This window comes from Serratia sp. D1N4, from assembly GCF_054552755.1.
Window position 1 is genome coordinate 952,076 of record NZ_CM137274.1, and the last position, 23,238, is coordinate 975,313.

Annotated in this window: 27 protein-coding genes; 26 read left to right on the forward strand and 1 reads right to left on the reverse strand. The window is 50.5% G+C overall.

Translation table 11 applies throughout. From position 1 onward, the window contains the following. Positions 1-116: 116 nt before the first annotated feature. The 24 genes from ACX1CU_RS04025 to ACX1CU_RS04140 all read left to right on the forward strand — a co-directional run bounded on the left by ACX1CU_RS04025 (position 117) and on the right by ACX1CU_RS04140 (position 19,241). Positions 117-530, forward strand: a complete 414-nt coding sequence (locus tag ACX1CU_RS04025; RefSeq protein WP_459401349.1) for a DUF4054 domain-containing protein — start codon at positions 117-119, stop codon at positions 528-530. Positions 531-585: 55 nt separating this feature from the next. Further along, positions 586-981 carry a head-tail adaptor gene (locus ACX1CU_RS04030; protein ID WP_459401350.1) on the forward strand — a complete coding sequence of 132 codons (396 nt, stop codon included), beginning with the start codon at positions 586-588 and terminating at the stop codon, positions 979-981. After that, positions 965-1,546 (forward strand): phage neck terminator protein, encoded by a 582-nt coding sequence (locus ACX1CU_RS04035; protein WP_459401351.1) that lies wholly within the window; start codon positions 965-967, stop codon positions 1,544-1,546. The genes ACX1CU_RS04030 and ACX1CU_RS04035 overlap by 17 nt, the downstream gene beginning before the upstream one ends. A 3-nt stretch (positions 1,547-1,549) precedes the next feature. Then, entirely contained in the window at positions 1,550-3,022 is a 1,473-nt protein-coding gene (locus ACX1CU_RS04040) for a DUF3383 domain-containing protein (RefSeq protein WP_459401352.1), read from the forward strand. Between the two features lie 16 nt (positions 3,023-3,038). Beyond that, positions 3,039-3,479 (forward strand): DUF3277 family protein, encoded by a 441-nt coding sequence (locus ACX1CU_RS04045; protein ID WP_459401353.1) that lies wholly within the window; start codon positions 3,039-3,041, stop codon positions 3,477-3,479. A 2-nt stretch (positions 3,480-3,481) separates the two neighbouring features. After that, positions 3,482-3,880, forward strand: coding sequence for a phage tail assembly chaperone (locus ACX1CU_RS04050; RefSeq protein WP_459401354.1), 399 nt, complete (start codon positions 3,482-3,484; stop codon positions 3,878-3,880). Between the two features lie 35 nt (positions 3,881-3,915). After that, entirely contained in the window at positions 3,916-4,062 is a 147-nt protein-coding gene (locus ACX1CU_RS04055; RefSeq protein WP_459402716.1) for a DUF6889 family protein, read from the forward strand. Positions 4,063-4,141: 79 nt separating this feature from the next. After that, positions 4,142-5,764, forward strand: a complete 1,623-nt coding sequence (locus ACX1CU_RS04060; RefSeq protein ID WP_459401355.1) for a hypothetical protein — start codon at positions 4,142-4,144, stop codon at positions 5,762-5,764. Then, on the forward strand, positions 5,764-6,399 hold the full coding sequence (locus tag ACX1CU_RS04065; protein WP_459401356.1) for a phage baseplate protein: 636 nt from the start codon (positions 5,764-5,766) through the stop codon (positions 6,397-6,399). Before ACX1CU_RS04060 ends, ACX1CU_RS04065 begins: the two co-directional genes overlap by 1 nt. Beyond that, the gene (locus ACX1CU_RS04070) at positions 6,396-6,695 is read left to right on the forward strand and encodes a phage baseplate plug family protein (protein WP_459401357.1); all 300 of its coding nucleotides are present in this window, start codon (positions 6,396-6,398) and stop codon (positions 6,693-6,695) included. Before ACX1CU_RS04065 ends, ACX1CU_RS04070 begins: the two co-directional genes overlap by 4 nt. A 33-nt stretch (positions 6,696-6,728) precedes the next feature. Then, entirely contained in the window at positions 6,729-7,685 is a 957-nt protein-coding gene (locus tag ACX1CU_RS04075; protein ID WP_459401358.1) for a phage protein, read from the forward strand. Further along, on the forward strand, positions 7,675-8,430 hold the full coding sequence (locus ACX1CU_RS04080) for a Gp138 family membrane-puncturing spike protein (RefSeq protein WP_459401359.1): 756 nt from the start codon (positions 7,675-7,677) through the stop codon (positions 8,428-8,430). Before ACX1CU_RS04075 ends, ACX1CU_RS04080 begins: the two co-directional genes overlap by 11 nt. After that, the gene (locus tag ACX1CU_RS04085; protein ID WP_459401360.1) at positions 8,430-8,783 is read left to right on the forward strand and encodes a hypothetical protein; all 354 of its coding nucleotides are present in this window, start codon (positions 8,430-8,432) and stop codon (positions 8,781-8,783) included. Before ACX1CU_RS04080 ends, ACX1CU_RS04085 begins: the two co-directional genes overlap by 1 nt. Continuing rightward, positions 8,780-9,964, forward strand: a complete 1,185-nt coding sequence (locus ACX1CU_RS04090; protein WP_459402717.1) for a baseplate J/gp47 family protein — start codon at positions 8,780-8,782, stop codon at positions 9,962-9,964. The genes ACX1CU_RS04085 and ACX1CU_RS04090 overlap by 4 nt, the downstream gene beginning before the upstream one ends. Beyond that, positions 9,961-10,629 (forward strand): DUF2612 domain-containing protein, encoded by a 669-nt coding sequence (locus ACX1CU_RS04095; RefSeq protein ID WP_459401361.1) that lies wholly within the window; start codon positions 9,961-9,963, stop codon positions 10,627-10,629. The genes ACX1CU_RS04090 and ACX1CU_RS04095 overlap by 4 nt, the downstream gene beginning before the upstream one ends. Then, a complete protein-coding gene (locus ACX1CU_RS04100; RefSeq protein WP_459401362.1) occupies positions 10,622-11,311 on the forward strand; it encodes a tail fiber protein in 690 nt (229 codons plus the stop codon). Before ACX1CU_RS04095 ends, ACX1CU_RS04100 begins: the two co-directional genes overlap by 8 nt. Further along, positions 11,311-11,901: a tail fiber assembly protein gene (locus ACX1CU_RS04105; protein ID WP_459401363.1), complete on the forward strand. Its 591-nt coding sequence runs from the start codon at positions 11,311-11,313 to the stop codon at positions 11,899-11,901. Before ACX1CU_RS04100 ends, ACX1CU_RS04105 begins: the two co-directional genes overlap by 1 nt. Positions 11,902-11,918: 17 nt before the next feature. Further along, positions 11,919-12,797, forward strand: a complete 879-nt coding sequence (locus ACX1CU_RS04110; protein ID WP_459401364.1) for a glycine-rich domain-containing protein — start codon at positions 11,919-11,921, stop codon at positions 12,795-12,797. Between the two features lie 69 nt (positions 12,798-12,866). Beyond that, entirely contained in the window at positions 12,867-14,222 is a 1,356-nt protein-coding gene (locus ACX1CU_RS04115) for a prophage tail fiber N-terminal domain-containing protein (protein WP_459401365.1), read from the forward strand. Positions 14,223-14,235: 13 nt separating this feature from the next. Next, positions 14,236-16,017: a pyocin knob domain-containing protein gene (locus ACX1CU_RS04120; protein WP_459401366.1), complete on the forward strand. Its 1,782-nt coding sequence runs from the start codon at positions 14,236-14,238 to the stop codon at positions 16,015-16,017. Positions 16,018-16,152: 135 nt separating this feature from the next. Further along, on the forward strand, positions 16,153-17,937 hold the full coding sequence (locus ACX1CU_RS04125; protein WP_459401367.1) for a pyocin knob domain-containing protein: 1,785 nt from the start codon (positions 16,153-16,155) through the stop codon (positions 17,935-17,937). 60 nt (positions 17,938-17,997) lie between these two features. Continuing rightward, the gene (locus ACX1CU_RS04130; RefSeq protein ID WP_459401368.1) at positions 17,998-18,378 is read left to right on the forward strand and encodes a phage holin family protein; all 381 of its coding nucleotides are present in this window, start codon (positions 17,998-18,000) and stop codon (positions 18,376-18,378) included. Beyond that, a complete protein-coding gene (locus ACX1CU_RS04135) occupies positions 18,368-18,673 on the forward strand; it encodes a phage holin family protein (protein WP_459401369.1) in 306 nt (101 codons plus the stop codon). Before ACX1CU_RS04130 ends, ACX1CU_RS04135 begins: the two co-directional genes overlap by 11 nt. Then, positions 18,666-19,241, forward strand: coding sequence for an N-acetylmuramidase family protein (locus ACX1CU_RS04140; protein WP_459401370.1), 576 nt, complete (start codon positions 18,666-18,668; stop codon positions 19,239-19,241). Before ACX1CU_RS04135 ends, ACX1CU_RS04140 begins: the two co-directional genes overlap by 8 nt. 66 nt (positions 19,242-19,307) lie before the next feature. On the opposite strand, the gene ACX1CU_RS04145 is transcribed toward ACX1CU_RS04140, so the two are convergent. Beyond that, the gene (locus ACX1CU_RS04145; protein WP_459401371.1) at positions 19,308-20,594 is read right to left on the reverse strand and encodes an aminopeptidase; all 1,287 of its coding nucleotides are present in this window, start codon (positions 20,592-20,594) and stop codon (positions 19,308-19,310) included. 261 nt (positions 20,595-20,855) lie between these two features. Here ACX1CU_RS04145 and cysG point away from each other — a divergent pair, with 261 nt between their 5' ends. Together cysG and cysD are read left to right on the forward strand one after the other, a co-directional pair. Beyond that, entirely contained in the window at positions 20,856-22,286 is a 1,431-nt protein-coding gene (gene cysG, locus ACX1CU_RS04150; RefSeq protein ID WP_459401372.1) for a siroheme synthase CysG, read from the forward strand. A 35-nt stretch (positions 22,287-22,321) separates the two neighbouring features. After that, positions 22,322-23,230 carry a sulfate adenylyltransferase subunit CysD gene (gene cysD / locus ACX1CU_RS04155; protein ID WP_459401373.1) on the forward strand — a complete coding sequence of 303 codons (909 nt, stop codon included), beginning with the start codon at positions 22,322-22,324 and terminating at the stop codon, positions 23,228-23,230. Positions 23,231-23,238: the final 8 nt, after the last annotated feature.

The following is a 23,238-nucleotide window of genomic DNA, read 5'->3' on the forward strand; positions in this document are numbered from 1 at the left end:
TTCCTATTGTGTTTTGGCACGCCGTTGGTGCGCCGAACGGTGGCTCCGGCAACACCACAAACAGGACGGAATCGAAAGCAGTCAGTGGCGGAAACCATTAAAGGGGGTCATTAATTATGTCACCACCATCCAACAACCGGACGCTGCCTACTGAGGCACAGTTCCGTAGTGATTTTCCGCAATTTACCGATGTGACCCGTTATCCCTCGGCACAAATTGCCCTCCACTTGGCATTGGCCGATCAACTGCTGGATGAAGCGCGCTATGACCTGCTCTACCCCTACGTGGTCGAGCTGTTCGTAGCCCATTATCTCACTCTGTTTGCAGCCGATATGCGGGCCAGCACACTGGGGGGCAGCAGTGGCAACAACAGTGGCGTACTGGCAGCAAAATCGGTGGATAAGGTCAGTATCCGCTATGACAACTGCGCCACTCTTAATCCTCAGGCTAGCTGGTGGAATCATACCCGTTATGGCGCCGAGTTTTACGATCTGCTGCTGCTGTTTGGCGCAGGAGGCCGTCAGCTATGAATACTAACGCAATGAAAAATAGCATGAACTTTCCGCGTGCGGCAGGGAGGTTGCCATGCCGCTGCTTGATGTAACCGATATTCTGCTGGATGCCGATTTTGCCGACTCGACGCTGGTGGTTACGCGCAACCTGTTGCTGACCGACGATGATGGTGTCACCAGCGTTGTCCGGCAACCCATGCCGTTTATCGGTGTGGTTACGGTCAACCATTCACTGATGACCCAGCGTATGCCACCGAGCCAGACAATCAGTGGCTCGATACAGATCATCACCTTGGAGAGGTTAACTCAGGGGCAAAGTGGGCGTGACGCCGATATTGTCACATATCAGGGGCGTGACTACCGAGTGTCCTTTGTCGATCCCTACTTGGCTTATGGTGCCGGATTCGTACTGGCCCATTGTGAACTGATGCCGTTTGACGGCGGGGTGCCGGATGAGCAACAACTTTGATAGCAACAGTCAGAACCACCTCGATAACAGCAACAGCGAAACTACTTACCTAAGACCTATTTCGTCATCACAGCAGGATGACATCGAACTTGAGCGCACCCTCTCCCGCTGGGTACGGGGTGTCTCTGGGCTGCCGCCGAAGCACGTTTTATTGGACTGGACTGCCGAACAGCCTCACCAGCCGTCGGCCTCGGAGGATTGGTGTTCCGTAGGAATACTGAAATTTCAGGCCAACGATAATCCGGCATTCGTCAATCAAACGGACGACAGCGTGCAGCTCTGGCGCAATGAGCTGATTGAAATCATGGTCAGTTTTTACGGCCCTCATGGACAGCGGCTCGCTACCGAGTTCCGTGATGGTGTCGCCATCGCACAAAACCGGGAAGCACTGAATCAGTCTGGCCTCGCATTTTCGGCGTCGGGAGCCATCGTTTCAGCCCATGAACTTAAAAATAATCAGTGGGTTAGACGTTACGATCAACACTTGACGTTCCAACGCAAAGTGGTCAGAGAGTACGCGATCCACTCTATCCTCGAAGCACCAACACACTTTTTTGGAGAGTAACTTATGTCACAGGGATTACCTGTTTCTAACATTATCAACGTGTCCGTGAATATGGCGGTCCGCGCCGCACAGGCCCGCAACTTTGGTTCTTTGCTGATTGTTGGCAGTTCGCCGGTTATTGATGCCAACGAGCGCCTGCGGTCCTACAGCGATATCAGCGGTGTGCTGGCCGATTTCGGCCTCAATTCACCGGAATATCTGGCGGCGAACCTTTACTATCAGCAATCTCCGCGTCCGGTGGATCTGTTGATTGGGCGTTGGGCGAAAACCGATGCCCCTGCTGTCTTGCGCGGCGGTGTCCTAAGCGCGGCACAACAGCAGCTAAGCCGTTTTACCGTGGTGAAAGATGCCTCAATGAAAATCACCATTGATGGCACTGCGAAAACTGTGGGCCCGCTTGATTTCTCTGCCGACACCAGCTTGAACGGTATTGCTGCCAAAGTCGCTACCTCCATCGGCACCGCCACTGTGGTATGGGACGGCAGTCGCTTTATCATCAGTTCAAAAACCACGGGGACGTTGTCTGCCGTCACCTATGGTTCGGTGAATACCGGTACCGATCTCTCTGTCTTGATGGGGCTGGTACAGAACGTCGGTGCATTAACAGTTCCGCGCAAAGCGGCAGAGAAGGTTGATGAATGTGTTGCCGCACTGGCCAACCAATCCACCGCCTGGTATGGCCTGATGATTGCGGATACCTCACTGAGTGATGCAGATATCACCAAGGTCGCCGCGCTGATTGAATCTGACGGTGTGGCGCGCATCTTCGGTCACACCACACAAAACAGTAGCATCTTCACTGCGGGCAGCAGCACGGATATTGCCAGCACCCTGAAAGCCGCGAACTACTCACGCACCTTAGTGCAGTATTCGAGCGCCAATCCTTATGCGGTGGCTTCGCTGTTTGGGCGCGCTTTTACTGTCAATTTCAGTGGTAATAACACCACCATCACCCTGAAGTTCAAACAGCAACCGGGTATTACGGCCGAAACTCTGTCGCAAACCGATGCCAATACTCTGCAAGGGAAAAACGCCAACGTCTTTGTCAATTACAACAACGACACGGCGATTATCCAGGAAGGAGTGATGTGTAACGGCGACTTTATTGATGAGCGTCATGGCCTGGACTGGTTGCAGAACTATGTACAGAACAACCTCTACAACCTGCTGTTCACCTCCACCAGCAAAATTCCACAAACCGATGGCGGTGTGACGCGGTTGTTGACCAATGTCGAGCAGTCACTGGCGAAAGGCGTCGATAACGGGCTTATTGCACCAGGGGTATGGAATGGCGGGCCGCTGGGTATTCTGCAATCGGGTGAGACTCTGACCAAAGGCTATTACACCTATGCCTCACCGATTGCCGAGCAGTCGCAAGCAGAGCGTGAAAAACGCCGCGCACCGGTGATCCAGTGTGCCATCAAACTGGCGGGTGCAGTTCACTACGCCGACGTCATTATCAACGTAAATCGTTAATTTAAGGAAAGAAACTATGGCTACTTATTCATTTGCAGACGTTAGCGCCACCTTGGCAGGCCCGACTGGGGTTATTGATTTGGGTTATGGTGCCTCTAATGCCGACGAGGGGATCGTGGTCTCCATGAGCGGCCCGCAAAACACCATGACCCTGGGTGCGGATGGTGAAGTGATGCACAGCTTGCACGCGGCTAAATCCGGCACCATTACCGTCACGCTGCTGAAAACTTCACCGGTGAACAAAAAGCTCTCTTCGGTTTATGGCGCACAGGGCCTCTCTTCAACCCTGTGGGGTAACAACATCATCACCATCCGTAATACCGCCTCTGGGGATACCATTGTGGCGCGCAACTGTGCGTTTCAAAAGCGCCCTGACCATGTGAATGCCAAAGAAGGCGGCAATGTGAGCTGGGTGTTTGACTGCGGCAAGATCGACCAGATGTTGGGAGAATTCTAATTATGGAATTTGAGTTAAAAGGGCAGGAATATCGGGCAGTAAAGCTCGATGTTTTCGACCAGTTTCGTGTTTCTCGTAAATTACTCCCCGCGGTGGCGGGGGTTTTTGAAGAACTGAAAAATGGTGAAATTACGCTTGCGGCGCTGTTGCCGCAGGTGGCGGAAGCCGTGGCCGCCATGAGTGATGCCGACTGTGATGCCATTCTCCATCCCTGCCTCTCTGTGATTTCTCGCAAGAATGGCAAGATCTGGACCGCAGTTTTCCAGGACGGGGTGATGATGTTTGATGACATCGACATGCTGAGCATGCTGGAACTGGTCGGTAACGTCATCCGAGATTCCCTTGGCGATTTTTTTCCCGTACCCCTCGCCAGCGAGATAGCCGACCTGCCAGCGGTTTAACGCTGGATACCCTGCCGGGGGGGGAAGAGTACCTGCTGCGCCCGGTCGATGCAGGTCTTATTCCGTATACTGCACTGCGCGACCGCTCTATTGGCCTGGCTGATGTGGCATTGATGAATGATTTTCTCGATCTGCAGTTTGATAACGCTGAAAGAATAGAGAAATGGCGCCAGCAGAGTTAATTAATCGTTATGTATTTTGAGGTGAATCCGCCGTACATATTGTGGAGGGCTTAGGCCCTCTTAATGAATTGGGGTTGTTATGGCTAAAAATGTATTTGCTACCAAAGCAGATGTCGATAAATTAATTAAGCAGCATGGTGATGTATTTAAAAATAATCAAAATCTGCTGGTTGCCGGTTTAAATAAAGAGCAGACTCTCGCTTATGCATTAGGTGCAATGCACAATGAAAGTGATGGAAAACAACATGTCATCAATGATGGGGGCTATGTAGGCTTATTTCAGTTTGGTGCACCCGCATTGGTTGATGCAGGTCTTATTAAGCGTAACAAGTATGATGCTTATCTGAAAACTAAGGGGAGCCAGAAGGGATTTCTGAGCAATAAAGATAACTGGACAATAGTAGGAGGTTTGGATGCTTTCCTTAATGATGGTGATTTACAATATAAAATATTTATTAAAAACAGTAACAGAAACATCAGTGCTGGAGAAAAAGAATATAAAAATTATGTAAAAAATGCTAAAGGAAAATCAGTCCTCGATAGAGTGTTTCCTCCAGCCTTAAATGCCAACAGTGCAGCTATAGAAAGAGCTGGGTTTGCTATGGGGGCACATTTAAAAGGAGCCACAGGGGCTAATAGGTATTATCATCTTGGGAATAATGGCAGGGATGGAAATCAAGTTGAGATAAGTTCTTATGTTGAAAGGGGAAAGAGAGCAGTTAATGATCTCTCATCCACCGCCGCACAATTTTTAGCTGGAGGTTCTTCTGTTGGTATTGAAAGCAAGTCAGTTTCTACTATGCTCGCACCTCCTGCTGAGACAGAAATCGAGAACAATAGTAAAGAGCAGAATGCTATTAACCAACCTTTTCCACTAACACAGGAGATTAAAGATAAATATAAAAACACACTTTATAAATATGGGGCCAATGGCAATCAGGTTAATGGCAACACCCTGTATGACTGTTCACATTTAACTCATGCGCTTGGGAAGGAGCTAGGATATAATGTCCCTTATCAAAGTACTGCAGAGTTAGCAAAATCTAAATATTACGACATCATAGATCCTAAAGATGTTAAACCTGGTGATCTGGCTCTATGGCGCGGTAAGGATAATCATGTCGGGATTGTTGAAACGCCAATAGGTAGTGATGGAACAGGCTCCTACTTCAGTACAAGTGGTAATGATGAGAAACCGGGCCGGTCGGGTACGGTAAAATTTGGTCCTAAATCTGGTTACTGGAAAAAACCTACTTCATATTTACGTATTAAGCCTGAATATGTAAACCAAGCCCCTATAAAAAATACAGCGGTCGCTCAAAAAAAGTTATCCCCCCCTAAAGCAGTTCCTGCGCCTGTGGCGGTAAAAAACAGCACCGGCATAGCTGAAGGAAAAAAATCATCACCAGGCTATGATCTGCTAAGTAGCATGGTGTCTGCATTAAAGCAGTTATCTGTTCCTAATTTGCAATACGCCAGTCAGGCATTGCTCTCGCATCAGCCAGAGGATTATCGCTCGGCAAAAGGCTGTTGTGGCTGCTGCAACGCAGGAAATGCTGCCTCAACGGTGATTAACCAGAACACCTCTATTACGTTAAATGGCGAGTATAAGGATCCTCAAGCGCTTGGCAAAATAGTAACCAACGCTCAGGGTGAATCGAACAGAGATATGATGCGCAAAATAATACCGAGGACATCATAATGGATCTGCTATCAGTGCTGTTTAATCAGCAAAAACGGCGTATTGGGATCATTGTGCCCAGCATTGTGATCAGCGAAAAGCACAGCGATAGCACGGTAATTACCGAGCACCCGGTTGGGTTTGGGGCGGCGATTAACGATCACGCCTATAATCGCCCGGCCGATCTGGTGATGGAGATGGGATTTGCTGGGGCAGGTTCATTAGTGGATTTTTTTGATACCTCGCAGTACCAAATTGCAGGGCATGACATATCCATTGGTACCAGCCCGAAAGAAATTTATCAGCAGTTACTGAAGTTACAAAACACATTTGAACATTTTACTGTCATTACCGGTAAGCGAGAGTATGAAAATATGCTGATCCGCTCATTGGATGTGACAACGGATGCTGCCACTGAAAATGTATTGATGATTACCATCACCATGCAGCAAATCAATATCACTAATACTCAGACCATTTCTGCCACCCCGGTTGAAGATATGGCGCAAGGGCAGAATACTGCCGGTATTTCCAATACCGGGGTAAAAAACCCGCTGACGGTGAATCCGAATAATATGTTGAGATCCTTTGTTGATACCGTCACGGGCGCGATAAAAACCGGGGTGTCTGAACTCAAAGGAGCATTGGGATTATGATAGAAATCGCACTTACTGCAGATAATCAACGCTTCAGAATCACATTGGGGGGCATTGAATATCAAATGACCTTACTCTGGCGCAATAGCGCTGGATGGATTTTAGATATCGCCAGTAGTACCGGCACAAGTATCGTCAACGGTATACCTTTGGTGACCGGTGCTAATCTTTTGCAACCCTATAAGCACCTTGGTTTTAATGGCGCATTGGTAGTTGCCTCTGACGTTGATATTTATGCTGCCCCGACAAAAGATAATCTTGGTAGTAGTGGGCATGTTTATTTTATTGCCGGATGACTTAAACGGAGTGAATTTATTTGTAGGTGAAAAATGAGTGAAAATTGGATCAGAAAATGCTCCCTGGTGATGGTTGACGAAAAAGGTAATGGATTAGATTTATCCCCTTTCAAATTCACCTTCTCAATCACCTGGCAAGACACCAAATATTCTAAATCTGCGGTATTTAAAATTTATAACCTCTCTTCTGATGTGACAAATAAGATCACTAAAGGAGAGTTTGCACAAATACAGCTGTTGGCAGGGTATCAGGATAACGCCAGCTTGATATTCAGCGGTGAGATCAGTTTTTCTATTGATGGTAGGGATAATGCGACGGATACCTTTGTCACTATCCAGGCATCGGAGAACGACAAAGCTTTCTGCTATGCCACAGTGAATACCACGCTGGCAGCGGGATACAGTAAAAAAGATGTCTTTCAAGCCTTATTAAAGTCGGTGAGAAATTTTGGTGTTACCGTGGGCCTTATTCCTGAGCTTGACGATGTGAAAATGCCCCGAGGTAAACCGCTTTATGGTATGCATAGGGATGAAATGGATCGCTTGGCCTCACAAACCAATGCCACCTGGCAGTATATTAACAACACTATCCAGATGCGGCCTGACAATACTCATAGCACCGACATTATTGTTCTTAATAATAAGACGGGGTTAATTGGCATACCCCAGCAAACGATTAATGGTGGTATTAACCTTCAATGTCTGATCAACCCCAGTATTGTTATTAACAGTTTAATTCGGTTAGATAATAGTAGCACCTATAAAACTACATCACCTAATGACGATATGAATGTGGATTCTGCCAAGGCAGCAAAAAAGCAAACCAGGGCAATGTCTGCAATATTGTCAAAAGATGGTGATTATAAGGTGATTAATATCTCTTACCACGGCGATACTCGCGGTAGTGAGTGGTATATGGATCTGGTTTGTACCGCAAAAGACAGAGCAGAGGCTATCGCGTTAAATAAGGTGAGCAGTGATGATTACTAATAAAGAGCGAGCCAGTTCGCCGGAAAATATCCTCGACACTTTACGGGGATCTATCTATTCAGAACTCCGTGTGGCAATGCCGGGCATTATCGAGTCCTTTAATGCTAACGCGGTGACCTGTGAGGTGCGCCCCGCTATTCGTGGCAGGGTTGAAAACCCAGACGGCACGGTGACTCAGACTGAATTACCTCTGTTGGTGGATGTGCCGGTGATCTTCCCACGCGGTGGCGGCGTCAGCCTGACGTTTCCGGTGAAAAAAGGCGATGAGTGCCTGGTGGTGTTTGCCGATCGCTGCATCGATTTCTGGTGGCAGAGTGGCGATGTGCAGGATGCGGTGGATGGGCGGATGCACCATCTGGCAGATGCCTTTGCCATTCTCGGGCCGCAGTCGCAAACCCATAAAATCAGCAATATCAGTGCCTCATCGGCGCAACTACGCAGTGACGATGGGGCCGCTATGATCGAACTGATCCCCGATAGCCACGCGGTTAACGTCATCACCTTGGGAAAACTGACGGCGAATGCCAATGGTGGCACGGAGATCACCTCTCCCACCATCGTGCTAAATGGCAATGTCACCATCAATGGCAACCTGTCGCAGGGCATGGGGAGTAGCGGTGGCAGCGCTACCCTTAACGGACCGGTGACGGTGAAGAATGATGTAACAGCGGGCGGTATCAGCCTGAAAAATCATAAACATGGTGGTGTACAGACCGGCAATGGCACCACAGGAGGAGCACAATAATGCGCAACCGCAGAGAAGATAGCTCTGGCGACTACATTTTTGGCGCTGGAGATAACACCTTTATGGTCAACACCCCAGAGGCGGTGGTTCAGGCGGTGAAAACCCGTTTTGAGTTATGGCAAGGGGAGTGGTTTTTGGATACTACGGCAGGCACGCCCTATAAAACCGATATTCTGGGGAAACAAAAGTCGCTGGTTTATCAGATGGCCGTTCGTGAACGTATTCTGGGAACCCAAGGGGTGAGTGAAATCACCGATTTTCAGGTGCAATCTAACCCGCAGACCCGCCGCGTGACCTTTACCTCCACTATCAACACCTTGTACGGCACAACTACCATTAATAGCGAGGCATAATGCTTAATCTCGATACATTAGGGTTATCGGCCAGCGTCGATGCCCACGGGATCAGTGCGCCTGATTATCAGACCATCCTCAGCACACTGACGGCTTTTTTCCGCCAGATTTATGGCGAAGATGCCTACCTGGAACCGGACAGCAAAGACGGGCAGTGGATCGCTGTGATCGCGCTGGCCATTCATGACGCCAATAATATGGCGATAGCGGTATTTAACTCGTTCAGCCCCGCTACGGCACAGGGCCGGGCATTGGAAAATAACGTCAAAATCAACGGCATTACCAAAAATGCCGCCAGCCAATCCACGGCTGATGTGGTGATCACCGGGCAAGTGGGTACGCAGATCACCAACGGCGTGGTGCGCGACACCAATGGCATCAGTTGGAGCCTGCCGAGCAGCGTAGTGATTGGTTCGTCAGGGCAGATAACGGTGACCGCCACCTGCCAGGTGATCGGCGCAGTGATTGCATTACCGGGCGATCTTAGCGTCATTGGTTCTCCAACTCGTGGCTGGCAAGCGGTCACCAACCCGCAAGCGGCGTCACCGGGGCAACCCGTGGAGTCGGATGCTGAACTGCGCATCCGCCAATCGCGATCGGTGTCGCTGCCGTCGCGCACGGTGCTGGAGGGGATTATCGGTGCCATCGCCACTCTGCCTAATGTGGAGCGCTACCGAGGCTATGAAAACGATACCAGTACCATCGACAGCAACGGCATTCCCAGCCACTCGATTGCGATTGTGGTGGACGGCGGCGATGACCGGCAGATAGCCAATACCATTGCCACCAAGAAAACGCCGGGGACCGGGACTTATGGCACTACTGTGGTCCCGGTGACCGACCAGTATGGCATCACGCGATCGGTCTCTTTCTTTCGTAAAACCAGCGTTCCGGTCTATGTGCGAGTCACCCTGAAACCTTTGGTGGGTTATACCACCAACATTGCTGAGCAGATGAAATCTGCCATTGCTGATTATATTAACGGTGTGGCGATTGGTGATCCGGTATTGCTGCATCGTCTGTTTGTTCCTGCCAATCTTAATGGTGAAGGGCGAGCCTATGACCTGACCGACCTGCAAATTGGTAAATCCGCCAGTGTGCTGGCCGCAGCCAATATCAATGTCACCTTTAATCAGGCGGTCACCTGCTCGGCAGCGAATGTCACAGTGGTGACAACATGAATAATTATCAAAAGCTTATTACTGCCTACCACGCCGATAAACCGAAATATCTCGACACCATCGGCTTGAGCAGCGCGCCTTTTGCGGCTCTCCAATCAACTCTGGGCGATTTTATTAATAAGTTTGATCTCGACCAAGCTGTAGAAAGCCAGCTTGATGCGTTGGGGCTGTGGATCGGTATCGGCCGCGTGGTGAGAAGCACCATTAACGGCATCTATTTTTCCTTTGATACCGAAGGGTTAGGTTACAACCAGGGAAGCTGGCAAGGCGTGTTCGATGATATGGGATTTACCGCGCTGGATGATGAGGCTTACCGCACCATCCTGCGTGCCAAAATCCTGGCGAACAACTGGGACGGTACCATGGCGACCCTCAGTAACATCTATCAGGGGGTTTTCCCCGATGACCAAACTCAGATCTTTGCCGTCGATAATCTTGATATGACCATGAGCGTCTATCTGAGTGGTGCCCCATTACCTGCTGTAGTGCAATCGATCATTGCCTTTGGCTATCTGGATGTTAAACCCGGCGGCGTGCGTATTGCAGATTACACCATGGTATCGGAACCGGGGCCGTTATTCGGTTTTGATGCTGACAATAAATACCTGTCCGGCTTTGACAAAGGCATGTGGGGCCTGGACCTAAAGGAGATCACTAATGGCTAAAAATGAGTTTTTACCCTTCGGTATTGGGGCTGGGGCTAACGTCCTCACCCCGGCAGATTGGTCGGCACTGCCTGCGCGTAGCAAGGGATTTGCCTCTGGCGCGGCAAAATCGAAAGAACTGAATACCGTCTGGCGACAATCCAGCGTTATTAGCAACGTGGTGGCACAATTTATTGCCGATAGTAGCAGTAAAGATGTGCTGGATAATGGCGATACTGCAACATTACTTGCTGCACTGAAAAACCTGTTAACCCCTACCGGCGTACCACTACCCTGGCCGACAGCGACTGCACCCACTGGCTGGTTAAAATGTAATGGTGCGACATTTAGTAAAACGCTTTATCCCAACTTGGCATTGGCATATCCCAGCGGCGTATTACCCGATTTACGCGGCGAGTTTATTCGCGGGTGGGATGATGGTAGAGGGGTGGATACGGGGCGAGCGCTATTGAACTTGCAGGGGGATGCGATCAGGAATATTTATGGCGGTTTCGATACCTACGCTGATTTCACAGCAACAGGTGTTTTTATTAAAGGAAACTTGTCAACAAGAATGCAGGCTCTACAGGAGATAACCAACGTATATCATTCTGTTTTTTTTGATGCGTCGAGAGTTGTCCCGACCGCTTCGGAAAACCGTCCGCGCAATGTTGCATTTAACTATATCGTGAGGGCTGCATAATGAATCAGGCTATTTTAGATAATAATTTTACTGCCATTACACCAGGATTAGTTACAGTATTTAATTATGACGGTACAACAGGGGAGTATTTGGATTGTTGTGATGAGTTTCTGTCAGAAGGTATAGGATTACCCGCTAATGCTTGTACTGATGCACCACCAAGAACGAAGTCAGGATATATCGCATGCCGCGTCGATGATATGTGGGAAGTTGTTGAAGATCATCGCGGTAAAAAGTTGCATAACACCGAAAATGGTCAACCTGTAACGATTAACGAGCTGGGAGCGTTGCCGGTTAATACCACTGCTTTGGCTCCTAACACCTCGTTTGATAAATGGGATGGAAAAGAATGGGTTACCGATAAAACAGCACAGCACGCTGCCGACATTGTTACTGCAACTCATCAACGGGCAGAGTTGATAGCAGCAGCTAATACTGCAATTTTTCCTTTGGCAGATGCCGTAGATTTAGGTATGGCAACCGAGGCGGAGGTTTTATTACTCAATAATTGGAGACGTTATCGCGTTCAATTAAATCGCATAGACTTGGATGCAGCTCCTGATATTAATTGGCCTGAATTACCTGTGTAAAATAAAGGATATACATTATGGCTAAAAATGAAATTTTACCGTTCGGTCTTAATAGCAGTGCTAATGTCTTAAGTCCGGCTGAGTGGTCAGCGCTTAGTGCAAGAAATGCTGGTTTTACTACCGGTATAGCGAAATCGAAAGAGATGAATACCGCTTTGCGGCAATCCAGCGTGATTGCTAATGTGGTGGCACAGTTTATCGCAGATAACAGCGGGAAGGATGTGCTGGATAATGGCGATCTTTCTACTCTACAAAAGAATTTGTCAGCGGCGTTACTGAGTAGTATGCCTGGTCGACTCCTTAATATTCAGATGTTTACCTCGTCGGGAAGCTACAGTCCTACTGCAGGCACTAAACGTGTACGAGTCAAAGTTTGGGGGGCTGGGGGGGGAGGGCAGGGCATGTCGTCTACGTCAAACGGTGGGGCAGTGAGTGGAGGAAGTGGTGCTTATGCCGAATCGCTGATTGATGTAACCGGAGTTGCATCAATATCTGTAACTGTTGGTGTTGGCGGTGTTGCTGCAGTTGCAGGTAATAACAGCAATGGTGGCAGTGGCGGAAGATCGTTATTCGGGGGATATATTACCTGCGAGGGTGGTCTAGGAGGTAATCAAGTAGGTGTTAGTTGGGCGCAAGCCACCGGGGGAACGCTACTTAATATCAATGGACAGAGTGGGCAGGGAGGTACAATTATAAACAATAGTGGCGCAATTATAGGTGGGATTGGCGGTGGGAGCTTTGGCAGTGCGAATGCTCTCCCACATATATCGGTCTCCTCCGATGCTGGACAATTTCCCGGTGGCGGCGGTGCAATGGGTACTTATATTTCTGCTTCGCAACTACAGCCATCAGGAAAGGGTGCTAACGGCTATGTAATCGTTGAGGAATATTCGTAGTGAATTATACATTAATCAACCAAATACTGCGAATGTGAATCTGCAACATTAACATAATGGAATTAAAAAATGATAACTCTATCAGGTATCTATCGAAGCCCAGAGGGAGCGCCAATCCCCAGCGCAAATCTGGTCATCATTTCCCGCCACAATACCCGCCAGACCTTTTTACAGATTGCTGCCAGCGTCACTACCGGAGCCGGGGGTGAGTATAAACTCGAACTCTATCCCGGCGAATATACTGTCACCGTGGTGTATAAAAACGGGCTGCGGGCGGTATTGGGGATGATCACGCTGCTTGATGGTAGCCCATCGGGGACGCTCAATGATTATCTGGTGGACAGCGCCCCGGAACTGACCGGGCCGATTGTGCTGGCAGAGATACGGGCTGCCGCAAAACAGGCGCAAAGATCAGAGGATAACTCGAAGAGCTCCGAGTTGGCCGCTGCGCAATCCGTTAAGGATTCGGCGAACAGTGCCAGTCTTGCCGTTAGTTCCGAACTAGCTGCCGGGAAGAGTCGTGATGCAGCAGCCAGTAGCGCCAGTGCCGCTGCGGCATCCGCTACTGCGGCGCTGAAATCAGAAATTAGTGCGCGGGACTCTGCCCAACGTGCGACTGACACCGTGGCTAATAATGCCGCGATGATTGCGCAGGTGTCACTGCAGGTGGATGCCGTCTCTGCTGCTGCAGTAGTGACAGCAGCAAGACTGAGTGCCACTCAGAACCAACAGCGTGAGATTAACGGAGAGTTGTCTGCGCAACTTGCAGCAGAAGCCGCCGCGCGCGTTGTTACTGATAGCGCGTTATCGCAGCGTATTGATGACTCGCTGGCACGGTTGGCAACAGAAAACAGTATGCGGCTTGTGGCTGATGAGCTTTTGCAGTCCAACATCAATCAGTTAACAGCTACGACAGATGGTGATAAAAAAGTCGTGCTGTCACAGATTGATCAACTGACACAGCAGGTTGACGCGGTTTCTGCTGCCGCGGTGGTGACCACCAGCCAGCTGAATGGCACTCAGAACCAGCAACGTAGCATCAATCGTACGGTGAATGGTCGGTTGGATGTGCTTGATAACCAAAGTGTGACGCTAGTAAACGCTGTCGATGGTGAAGCAAAAAGCCGTGCCGATGCGGACAACGCATTGACACAATCGATATCAGCTTTGCGGATTGATGTGAATGATGCTGATGTTGCACTGAGCAACAGCATTACGGCGATATCCCAATCGCTGGCCAATGCTAATACGGCGCAAACTGCGTTAACCAATAATATCGACGAGCATGTGGAACGTATTGCCACCACGGCTGTTGAAGCTCGTATTGCTGATGCCAATGTATTGAACACATTGCGTCAATTAACTTCTTCTCTCTCTACTATCAATGCCCGGTTAACGGCATTCGAATCTAGCAATATAAAATAAAAGGAAACGTACAATGGCTTCTACAGCTTGGTATCGCACAGGCACGGTAGCGCTTGCGCAAAATTCAACAACCGTTACCGGCACGGGAACACAATGGAACAACCCGGTTTACGGTGTGGCTCCTGGTCAAATGCTGCTGGTACCTGGTGCGGGTACGGTGGTGATGTATGAGATCCAGCGCGTGGTCTCCGATACGCAGATTACCCTGGCAACGCCCTACACCGGCAGTGCCGCCACGGGGCAGCAATATGCGATTGTCACCGCGCTGGTGGGCAGTGTGGCGGATTTCTCTCGGCAATTGTCGGTGCTGGTGAATCAGTGGCAGGGCCAACTGGATGGCTGGCAGCAGATCCTCAGCGGCACTGGGGATGTCAAACTGACTGCACCTGATGGTTCAACGGTTACGGTGAAATCGCAGGTGGCGTTGACGGCGGCGATAAATGACGCGCTGAATAAATCCACAACTACGACACAGACGGTGGCCAGTGCCGTTGAATTCAAGAAAAACATCACATCAAGCGGCGATCAGCAAATGCGTGCTACCAGCACAACGCCAAATCTTTTGCTGAGATTCCGCGATGTTAATGATGTGGAAAAGGGATCGGTATTTTCAGATACCGCGACCGGAAATATGACTATACGCTGGAATGGCACAGCATATTCTATTAGTGCTAAAGCCGATGGATCTGTAACATTTCCTGGCCCGCTTTATTCCAACAGTATTCAAGTTGCAACGCGTGCAATGCCGCTAGGAACAACAGATCTAAACACCATAAAAACTGAAGGTGCGTATTATCAAAATATGAACTCTAATATTTCTGGTGCAAGTAATTATCCTGCTGTTATATCTGGGACGCTACTTGTTCTGGACTCAAGAGCTGGTGCTAACGGTAATACATTTGTAACGCAACGATACTATCCATACAGCATTAACGACTATTACTATCAACGAAATTACAATGCTACATCATCGACATGGTCAGCATGGGATGTTTATGACTCGCGTAGCAAAAACGATACTCGTTATTTAAAAATTGGTGATTATGGTGTAGGGGCTACATCGTCTGTTATATCTACCGATGCTAACGCCGCTGCATCAAACCAGTTTGTCACTTGGCCTGTTAACACGCCAGGGGCACCAACAGGCCAAGGATTTTTTGGCATTGAAGGGGCTGACTCCGGTTCACGTTGGCAAATGGCTTTTATACGTGGCACAGCAACACCTGATCTATCGATCAGAGTTAGGACCCCATCGGGAACGTGGTCTACAGCGTGGTCAAAAATCTGGCACAGCACAAACACCACCGTAGATGCCAACGGCTTTGTCAAGAAAGCCTCCCCTATTATCCGTCTATCTAATGATCCAGAAAAAATGGCGGCAGACTATCTGTCTGGTTTTACCGTTGCCGGAGTCGGCGCAGTCAATGGCGAAGCCGAAGGAGTTACCGCCCAGTGGCTAGCAACAGGGGTATACCAGATTACAGGTTCTTTGGGGTTAGCAACTGAAGGCTGGCAAATTGAGATCCCGCAGGACGCTAATGGTAACCGACTGGTGTTTGCCAGCACTGAAGTGGATGAAGATGGCACCATCAGGGTGTATACCCACAAACGCCGATTCGATCCAGAGAACGCGATGGTGGTAGCCGGGGAGCCGATGGATATTCCCGAAGGGCGTTGGATCGATCTGCGCTTAAGTATGCCAGCGCAGCCAGAACCAGAGATCGTCGAGCCAGAAGAGGTACAACCTGAATCTGAGGTTGATGCTGAATCTACAACCGATAATAACGCCGAATAAACAACCGCTAATCTGCTCTGCAACCACAGGGCTTCATATTTCAAGAACACGGAAGGCATGCACAGCCATAACCGTGTTGAACACCATTTTCTGGCGTTCTTATTTTCATCAATATAATCAGAAAGGAAATTCACAATGGCTTCTACAGCTTGGTATCGCTCAGGCACGATAGCGCTTGCGCAAAATTCAACAACCGTTACCGGCACGGGAACACAATGGAACAACCCGGTTTACGGTGTGGCTCCTGGTCAAATGCTGCTGGTACCCGGTGCGGGTACGGTGGTGATGTATGAGATCCAGCGCGTGGTCTCCGATACGCAGATTACCCTGGCAACGCCCTACACTGGCAGTGCCGCCACGGGGCAGCAATATGCGATTGTCACCGCGCTGGTGGGCAGTGTGGCGGATTTCTCCCGGCAATTGTCGGTGCTGGTGAATCAGTGGCAAAGCCAACTGGATGGCTGGCAGCAGATCCTTAGCGGCACCGGGGATGTCAAACTGACTGCGCCTGATGGTTCGACGGTGATGGTGAAATCACAGGCGGCGTTGACCGCAGCGATAAATGATACGTTGAATAAAACCATAACTACGACACAGACGGTGGCCAGTGCCGTTGAATTCAAGAAAAACATCACATCGAACGGCGATCAGCAAATGCGTGCTACCAGCACAACGCCAAATCTTTTGCTGAGATTCCGCGATGTCAATGACGTGGAAAAGGGGGCGATATTTTCAGATACAGCAACCGGAAATATGACTATTCGCTGGAATGGAACAGCATCTTCTATTAGCGCTAAAGCAGATGGTTCTGTAACCTTTCCTGGCCCGATTTATTCCAATAATATTCAAGTTGCAACACGTGCTACATCGCTAGGCACGGTGGATTTAAATACCCTTACTGATGAGGGTGATTTCTATCAAGCTATGAACTCTAATGCTACTACGGCTAGAAACTATCCAGTAAGCTTGGGGGGGACTCTGAAGGTTTACAATCATAGAGCAATTAACGCCCCAGGTGGACCCGCGGCGATAACTCAGGAGTACCGACCGCAATCAGATAGCAGCATTTTTTATACCCGCAATTTTCTGGCATTCGCGCAAGTTTGGACTGACTGGAATATCTATGAGTCACGCAGTAAAAATGATACTCGCTATTTGCAAATTGGAGCGTATGGCTTAGGGGCAGATAGCAGGCCATCATTAACTGGCTATACATTAGCGTCAGATTATCGAATCAACGGCGCATTTTACGCAAATATATCAGCGATGACTGACACATTCGATGCTGCAAATAACCACGTTCTCAACGTTTTTGGATACTCAAACAGGACATATGGTTTTCAAATCGCATTCCCGTTCGGCACAGATAAAATGGCATTCCGGCGCATACAAAATAATGGCGTCGGTGCGTGGAAAGAGGTTTGGCACAATGGGAATACTACGGTTGATGCCAATGGTTTCCTTAAAAAAGCCAGCCCAATTGTCAAATTATTCGGCGATGGTGCTTGCGAACTCAACAGTGAAAGCCAAGGCGTGACTACTGAGCGTATCAGTGAGGGCGTTTACCGTGTTTCCGGTACGCTTGGTTTTAACTCAGATGCAGAATGGGGCGGTATTGACGGTGGTATTGAGATCCCCACCGATCGCAACAAGCTGCCGCTGGTTTGGGTAGATTATGAAGTTGATGAATCCGGCGATCTACTGATCAAGACCTTTCACCGGGCAAACTCATCTGCCCCTGCTTTTGCTCAAAACATTGTCACCGGTTACAAGGACGGCGACCCGATCGATATCCCGGCGGGTCGCTGGCTGGATCTGCGTGTGCAGGTATACGGTGCAGATCCAGAGCCGGAAGTGGCCGATATTCAGCTGGCAGCCGATCTTGACGACGACTCCGTCGAAAAGGACCGTACCGAGTAACCCTTTATCTGTTCTACCTAGCCCCGCAATGCGGGGCTTTTTTATCTCTGAGGAGAGTCTATGTCAGAACCTATTTCAAGTGCGGCAATGGCTACCGCTATCGTCACTGGTGCGACTATCGCTGGGCTGCTGTCTGGGCCGGAGGCAGCCGATGTGGTGATTGGCGCGTTTATTGGTTCGGTGATCTTTGTCATTAGCGCGAAAGATTACCCTTTTATCACCCGAACCGTGCTGTTTGTGGTGTCGTTTTTGATCGGTGTGGTCTCGAGCGAATTTTTTGCTAATGCACTATCCACTACGTTGCCAGGCGAACTGGCGGTAACCAAGCTGATTGGTGCCATTGTCAGTTCAGCCGTTAGTGTCCGCTTATTAATGGCGTTAACCAAGCGCGCTGCAGATCCCGATCTGCTCAAAAAAGGGGGGCATAACAATGAGCCTTGATTCTCTGCTGTTAGTGATAAATGGAATAGCCTGTAGTTTGATTGCGCTACGGCTACTCGCCTTCCGTCGGGGTAAAAAGAATCATGATTACGGTGCGGCTATTTTTGCTTTCTGCGTCATTGTTGCCAGCGGCACGGTGGCGCTGCGCCTTGCCCTGGGCGTATATGATGAGGTGGACCCCGCTGAAGCTTTGCTCAACGTTGCGTTATGTATTGGCGTGTTTTCGGTTAAGGGTAACATCAAACAATTAGTCCGTTTTTCTGGGATTAAGAAAAGTGAGGCTGGCCATGAGTAATCTGACCTCTCAGGATTATCAACGGGCTGCGGCGCAACTGGGGGTACCTTGTGCTGCAGTAAAGGCGGTGGCTGAAGTGGAAAGTACGGGGGCGGGTATGTTGCCTGATGGTCGGCCAAAAATTCTGTTCGAACGCCATGTGTTCCGTCGTTTATTGTTGGAGAAAGGGAGCAAAATCGATGCCTTGCCTGCCGATCTGGTTAACCGCGCGGCGGGTGGCTATAGCGGCGGTGCTGCGGAGCATGACCGCCTGGCACGGGCAGCGAATATCGAACGCGAATGCGCACTCCAGTCATGCAGTTGGGGGGCATTCCAGATAATGGGGTATCACTGGAAATCGCTGAAATATCCTACATTACAAGCCTTTATTAACGCTATGTACAGTGGTGACGCGGCGCAGTTGGAGGCCTTTGTGCGTTTTATCAATGCTAATTCGGCGCTGGTTAAGGCCCTGCGCGCGCTTGATTGGCCTGCGTTTGCCAAGGGTTATAACGGCCCAGGTTACGCGATCAATAACTACGATAAAAAAATGGCTGCTGCTTTTAGCCGAGCTGGAGGGCGAGGATGAAAACCTATGGGGCGCTGGTGGTTATCGGGCTGCTGGTACCGCATTATCGGGCTTAGGCTGCGCCTCTTACTTTTTCTTTTTGCCCTTTTCTTTCCCCTCAACCGACTGCGCTTGCGCCAGCTCTTTAATCAATGGCAACAGGATCTGTACGCTGTCGTGGCTGCGTTGGTCGATCCGCCCTGGCAGATTGCTCTCCAGATATTGCAGATTGTCGTATTGTGGGCGATGCCAGGTTACTCCCTGTGGGAACTGTGGGCTGACGGCCGTTTGCTGATAACCATCTTTATCACCTAACGACCAGTTGGTGGCTTCTACCGCTAAAATCGGGATTTTTGCGTCGTCAAAAACCGTGTGTTCGGAGCAGCAGCCAGTTCCTTTGGGGTACTCTTTATTGCCTGGATTAATCGCGGCGGCAATGCCGTAGCGCTGAGCGATTTCTAGCGCACGATCGCGGGTGATTTTGGCGACTTCCGGTTCGGTATTACGCCCTGAATGGAAATAGAGTTGATCGCCCGTAATCAGGTTATCAAGGTTGATCACCAACAGAGTATTGTCGCGTTCTGCCTGCGTCATGCGCCTCAGGTAGTTTTTTGCCCCCAATGATTTGAGCTCTTCACCGCTGGTGGCCAGAAAACGCAGCTGGTAAGTCGTGGGGATATCTTTCATCTGCTGCGCCAGTTCCAGCATTACCCCAACCCCGGAAGCATTGTCATCTACACCTTGCAGAGTGGGTCCTCCCAGGTTGTTGCCCACTTCACTGTCATTATGCGGAGTATAGGTGTCGAAATGCGCCATGATGATGATCTGCTTGGCCTGGGTGCCATTTTTGGCGGCGATCACCGAAGTAACGATAATTTTGTTCCAATCTTCGCTGGTGTCGTTTTTGGCATAAAGATATTGGGCATTAAAGCTACGTGTGTTGCTCGAGTAACCCATACTGGCGAATTGCTGCTTCAGATACTCTGCGGCGAGTAATTCTGCCTGACTACCCGCCATACGTCCGGGGAAATGCGTAGCGATATATCGTATCTGCTTTGCAGCAAATTGACCCAATGCTGCGTTTTTAGCTTCTTTTGTTTCTTTTGTTTCTTTTGTTTGTTTGGTCGATTTGGCCTTGGGCGCAACCTTTTCTGCATGGCTGACGGTGGAAAGCAGCATCTGCTCAGCGGCAAACTCGCCCGGTGCCGGTTCTGTGGCCGCCGGAGCGTTTGTTTTGTTAATGATCAGACTATGTTCGGCGGCAAATTGGCCCAAGGTGGCTTCTTTGGCGGGTTTGGTGGTGGCCGAAACGCTTGCAACGTTGCCGAGAACGGCCATCAGTAAAGCGGCTCTCAGGCAAAAGCGGGAAAACATACCGAAAAATCCTTTTTGGGCAGCGCTGAGGCCGATTATTCTTTCGCGGTGCTCAGTATGGGATGCTATTGAGGATTACACAATTTCTTCGTCTCTTAATTTGCGGCCTAACACGCAGACTTTCCCTCCGTTTGTTACCCTTAAGGCCCGGTGCTGCGGCCTATATTCCATTATCGAACAAGACATTCCTTTTCGTCATTTCAGAGGCCAAATCTCACCCCGTATAGTCACACTATCTTTCTGTTATATGAAAAGGCCGTTGTGGACTATCTACCAATATTTGCCGACCTCAAACAACGCCCGGTGCTGGTCGTTGGCGGCGGCGAAGTGGCTGCGCGTAAAGTCGATCTTCTCAGGCGCGCCGGGGCGGAAATACGGATAGTTGCGCAGGCTCTCTCACCGGAAATCGAACATCTTCATCAGCAAGGTCAGATTCACTGGTTAGCGCACGCTTTTGCTCCGCAGCAACTGGATGACGTGTTTCTGGTGATTGCCGCGACAGATGACAGCCGCCTGAACGCCGAGGTGTATGCCGAGGCGGATAAACGCCGGGTGTTGGCGAACGTGGTGGACGATCAGCCGCGTTGCTCCTTTATTTTCCCATCAATTATCGATCGTTCACCGCTGGTGGTGGCCGTCTCTTCCAGTGGTCAGGCACCTGTGCTGGCGCGGATGCTGCGCGAAAAGCTGGAGGCACTGTTGCCTGCGAGCCTCGGGCAAATGGCGCAAGTGGCCGGGCGTTGGCGCGGCCAGGTGAAACAGCAGCTCTCATCTATTGGGGCAAGACGCCGTTTCTGGGAGAAAACCTTCAGTGGGCGTTTCGCCACGTTGGTGGCTAATGGCCAAGCTGTGCAGGCAGAACGGCAGTTGGAACAGGATTTAACCGCCTTTGCGCAGGGTAATGAAGGCCAGCAGGGTGAGATCGCACTGGTCGGGGCAGGGCCGGGCGATGTGGGTTTGCTGACGCTGCGCGGGTTGCAGGTGATGCAGCAGGCTGACGTGGTGCTGTATGACCACTTGGTGAGCGACGAAACGCTGGATTTGGTGCGTCGTGATGCCGAGCGCATCTGCGTGGGCAAACGCGCCGGTGCGCACTCGGTGATTCAGGAGGAAACCAACCGCCTGCTGGTGGAACTGGCACAGCAGGGCAAGCGCGTAGTGCGGCTGAAGGGCGGCGATCCGTTTATCTTTGGCCGCGGTGGCGAAGAGTTGCAGGTGGCCGCCGCCGCCGGCATTCCGTTCCAGGTGGTGCCGGGGGTGACCGCTGCCGCTGGAGCGACGGCGTATGCCGGTATTCCGCTGACGCATCGCGATCACGCACAAAGCGTAACCTTTATTACCGGCCATTGCCGCCCGGATGGCAGCGGTTTGGACTGGGCCGATCTGGCGCGGGCGCGCCAGACCTTGGCAATCTACATGGGTACTATGAAGGCGGCGGATATCAGCCGCAATCTAATTGCTTATGGCCGTGAGGCCAGCACGCCAGTGGCGGTGATCAGCCGTGGCACGCGGCCCGATCAGCAGGTGCGGATCGGTACGCTGCAACAACTGGAACAATTGGCTCAACAGGCACCATTACCGGCGCTGCTGGTGATCGGTGAGGTGGTGGAGCTGCACCATCAAATTGCCTGGTTTGGGCATCAACCGCAGGCGGAAGGGGGATCTCGTCCCTCCGTCGTGAATCTGGCTTAGGCCGAGTATTACGGCAAGGCGTTTAAGGATCTGCTATGGACGAAAAACGACTCACTCATTTGCGACAATTGGAAGCGGAGAGTATCCATATCATCCGTGAAGTCGCCGCTGAATTTGGTAACCCGGTGATGATGTACTCCATCGGGAAAGACTCCTCCGTGATGCTGCATCTGGCACGCAAGGCGTTTTACCCGGGGACCTTACCGTTCCCGCTGCTGCATGTGGATACCGGCTGGAAATTCCGCGAAATGTACGAATTCCGCGATCGTACCGCTAAAGAGTACGGTTTCGAACTGCTGGTGCACAAAAATCCAGAAGGCGTGGCGATGGATATCAATCCGTTCGTCCATGGCAGCGCCAAACATACCGATATCATGAAAACCGAAGGCCTGAAGCAGGCCTTGAACAAATACGGCTTTGATGCCGCCTTCGGCGGTGCGCGCCGCGATGAGGAGAAATCCCGCGCCAAGGAGCGCATCTATTCGTTCCGCGATCGCTTCCACCGCTGGGATCCTAAAAACCAGCGGCCAGAGCTGTGGCACAACTACAATGGCCAGATCAACAAAGGGGAAAGCATCCGCGTATTCCCGCTGTCGAACTGGACCGAACTGGATATCTGGCAATATATCTTCCTGGAAAAGATCGACATTGTGCCGCTGTATCTGGCGAAACCGCGACCGGTGGTTGAGCGTGACGGCATGTTGCTGATGGTGGATGACGATCGTATCGATCTGCAACCGGGTGAGGTGATCAGCCAGCGTATGGTGCGTTTCCGTACCCTCGGCTGCTGGCCGCTGACCGGCGCGGTGGACTCTTCGGCACAAACGCTGCCGGAGATCATCGAAGAGATGCTGATTTCCACCACCAGTGAACGTCAGGGCCGCATGATCGATCGCGATCAGTCTGGTTCGATGGAGCTGAAAAAGCGCCAAGGGTATTTCTAAGGAGCCGC

Bases quoted from the DNA above. Each gene is read 5' to 3' on its own strand.
- ACX1CU_RS04025 (WP_459401349.1), top strand. From the start codon at position 117: ATGTCACCACCATCCAACAACCGGACGCTGCCTACTGAGGCACAGTTC.
- ACX1CU_RS04030 (WP_459401350.1), top strand. From the start codon at position 586: ATGCCGCTGCTTGATGTAACCGATATTCTGCTGGATGCCGATTTTGCC.
- ACX1CU_RS04035 (WP_459401351.1), top strand. From the start codon at position 965: ATGAGCAACAACTTTGATAGCAACAGTCAGAACCACCTCGATAACAGC.
- ACX1CU_RS04040 (WP_459401352.1), top strand. From the start codon at position 1,550: ATGTCACAGGGATTACCTGTTTCTAACATTATCAACGTGTCCGTGAAT.
- ACX1CU_RS04045 (WP_459401353.1), top strand. From the start codon at position 3,039: ATGGCTACTTATTCATTTGCAGACGTTAGCGCCACCTTGGCAGGCCCG.
- ACX1CU_RS04050 (WP_459401354.1), top strand. From the start codon at position 3,482: ATGGAATTTGAGTTAAAAGGGCAGGAATATCGGGCAGTAAAGCTCGAT.
- ACX1CU_RS04060 (WP_459401355.1), top strand. From the start codon at position 4,142: ATGGCTAAAAATGTATTTGCTACCAAAGCAGATGTCGATAAATTAATT.
- ACX1CU_RS04065 (WP_459401356.1), top strand. From the start codon at position 5,764: ATGGATCTGCTATCAGTGCTGTTTAATCAGCAAAAACGGCGTATTGGG.
- ACX1CU_RS04070 (WP_459401357.1), top strand. From the start codon at position 6,396: ATGATAGAAATCGCACTTACTGCAGATAATCAACGCTTCAGAATCACA.
- ACX1CU_RS04075 (WP_459401358.1), top strand. From the start codon at position 6,729: ATGAGTGAAAATTGGATCAGAAAATGCTCCCTGGTGATGGTTGACGAA.
- ACX1CU_RS04080 (WP_459401359.1), top strand. From the start codon at position 7,675: ATGATTACTAATAAAGAGCGAGCCAGTTCGCCGGAAAATATCCTCGAC.
- ACX1CU_RS04085 (WP_459401360.1), top strand. From the start codon at position 8,430: ATGCGCAACCGCAGAGAAGATAGCTCTGGCGACTACATTTTTGGCGCT.
- ACX1CU_RS04095 (WP_459401361.1), top strand. From the start codon at position 9,961: ATGAATAATTATCAAAAGCTTATTACTGCCTACCACGCCGATAAACCG.
- ACX1CU_RS04100 (WP_459401362.1), top strand. From the start codon at position 10,622: ATGGCTAAAAATGAGTTTTTACCCTTCGGTATTGGGGCTGGGGCTAAC.
- ACX1CU_RS04105 (WP_459401363.1), top strand. From the start codon at position 11,311: ATGAATCAGGCTATTTTAGATAATAATTTTACTGCCATTACACCAGGA.
- ACX1CU_RS04110 (WP_459401364.1), top strand. From the start codon at position 11,919: ATGGCTAAAAATGAAATTTTACCGTTCGGTCTTAATAGCAGTGCTAAT.
- ACX1CU_RS04115 (WP_459401365.1), top strand. From the start codon at position 12,867: ATGATAACTCTATCAGGTATCTATCGAAGCCCAGAGGGAGCGCCAATC.
- ACX1CU_RS04120 (WP_459401366.1), top strand. From the start codon at position 14,236: ATGGCTTCTACAGCTTGGTATCGCACAGGCACGGTAGCGCTTGCGCAA.
- ACX1CU_RS04125 (WP_459401367.1), top strand. From the start codon at position 16,153: ATGGCTTCTACAGCTTGGTATCGCTCAGGCACGATAGCGCTTGCGCAA.
- ACX1CU_RS04130 (WP_459401368.1), top strand. From the start codon at position 17,998: ATGTCAGAACCTATTTCAAGTGCGGCAATGGCTACCGCTATCGTCACT.
- ACX1CU_RS04135 (WP_459401369.1), top strand. From the start codon at position 18,368: ATGAGCCTTGATTCTCTGCTGTTAGTGATAAATGGAATAGCCTGTAGT.
- ACX1CU_RS04140 (WP_459401370.1), top strand. From the start codon at position 18,666: ATGAGTAATCTGACCTCTCAGGATTATCAACGGGCTGCGGCGCAACTG.
- ACX1CU_RS04145 (WP_459401371.1), bottom strand. From the start codon at position 20,594: ATGTTTTCCCGCTTTTGCCTGAGAGCCGCTTTACTGATGGCCGTTCTC.
- cysD (WP_459401373.1), top strand. From the start codon at position 22,322: ATGGACGAAAAACGACTCACTCATTTGCGACAATTGGAAGCGGAGAGT.